Source organism: Mesorhizobium sp. M1E.F.Ca.ET.063.01.1.1, assembly GCF_003998155.1.
Taxonomy (GTDB): Bacteria; Pseudomonadota; Alphaproteobacteria; order Rhizobiales; family Rhizobiaceae; genus Mesorhizobium.
The window spans coordinates 1-1575 of the sequence record NZ_RZSC01001060.1 but is presented as its reverse complement, the minus strand read 5'-3'; the positions used below and the strand labels follow the sequence as shown (position 1 = coordinate 1575).

Annotated in this window: 1 protein-coding gene and 1 pseudogene; both read left to right on the top strand. The window is 62.2% G+C overall.

Annotated elements, in window-relative coordinates:
- Nucleotides 1-116: 116 nt before the first annotated feature.
- A complete protein-coding gene (locus tag EOA29_RS35980) occupies nt 117-986 on the top strand; it encodes an aldehyde dehydrogenase family protein (RefSeq protein WP_245468727.1) in 870 nt (289 codons plus the stop codon).
- A gap of 367 nt (nt 987-1353) precedes the next feature.
- Nucleotides 1354-1575 (top strand): annotated as a pseudogene (locus EOA29_RS35975) (efflux transporter periplasmic adaptor subunit); the annotation flags it as partial.

Sequence of the window (1575 nt, the reverse complement as noted above, 5' to 3'; positions counted from 1 at the left end):
GAGAAATGCTCTTCGACGAGACGGGCGAGCAGGTCCGAAAATTTCGGTGTCAGCTCGGACGGCTTGATCAGCACGCGGTTGCCGGCGATGCCGAGGTCGGCAAGGCATTCGTGTCGATGCCTTTCGACCATCTCCTGTTCACCGGCTCTACCGCCGTCGGCCGGCAGGTGGCGCTGGCCGCGGCCGTCAATCTGACGCCGGTGACGCTCGAGCTCGGCGGCAAGTCGCCGGCGATCTTCGATCAGTCCTGCGATCTCGACGCCGCTGTCGCAAGCGTCGCCTACGGCAAGCTTTTGAATGCCGGCCAGACCTGCATCGCGCCGGACTATCTGATGGTCCCGCAAGGGCAAGGTGCCGCGATCGCCGCGAAGCTCGCCGCCGCGATGGGGCGACTCTATCCGCGCCTGCGCGACAATCCCGACTACACGGCAATCGTCAGCGAGCGGCACCATCAGCGTTTGAGCGATATGATCGCCGAGGCCCGCGACAGCGGCGCCGATATCACCGAGGTCAATCCGGCTAAGGAAAAGCTTGGCGTGAGTGATCGCAAAATGGCGCCCGTGCTGGTCAGGAATGCCGGCGAGAATTTGCGGCTGATGCGCGAGGAAATCTTCGGGCCGGTGCTGCCGATCCTCGAATATGGCACGGTCGACGACGCCATCGAGCACGTCAACCGGGGCGAGCGGCCGCTGGCACTCTACTGGTTCGGCAAGGACAGCGCCAATCGCCGAAGGGTGATGCGGGAAACCGTGGCCGGCGGCGTGACGGTCAACGACTGCATGATGCATCTGGTGCAGGAGAGGCAGCCATTCGGTGGCGTCGGCGAGAGCGGCATGGGCGCCTATCACGGCGAATGGGGTTTCCGGACCTTCAGCAAGGAAAAGCCGATCTTCGTCCAGTCCAGGCTGAGCGCCGGCGGCTTGCTCAGACCGCCCTATGGCGGAACATTCGAGCGGCTGTTCCGGTTGCTGAACCTCATCACCTGACAGCATTATTTTCGAAGTGGGCGCGTCCTTCACATTGTCTCGTGCCAATGCAGCAAGTCATTACGCGAAAAATTTCCGCATCATACTGACACCTACTGCCATTGAACGGTTGGACGAGCGAAAAATCTGCCCGGACGGGGAAAAGCCGGGCAGTCGAGTGTCGAAAAAATAGAATAGAGCCTGTCCGCCACGGCTGGAGGCGCAATGATGCTGCAATTTTTCTCACTATATTGCGCCGCAACTTTGAGGTAGAAGCGCCCTTCGCCGATCACGGCAAATTGAAGATGGCTTTGCGCGCACCCATATCGGCCGCGCGCCCGGGAGTCGAAGGCGCCGACCTCGCCAAGCCAGCAACGGAAAAATGACGATGCCGAAAATCAGGTTTCACAAGCTTGCAGCCATTGCTGTGCTCATCGGATTTGCTGCCTGGATGGCAACGGGCGAGTTCTCGTCCGTGGGCAGCGCCGCCGACCACCAGAAGGCAGGAGAGGCAGGCAAAGCCACGCAATCCGGGGCCGACAAGCCCAAGACGGCGGAGGTCGAGCCGAAGGCCGCGCCCCGCACCGTCGCGGTGGTGACGCCGCCGCGC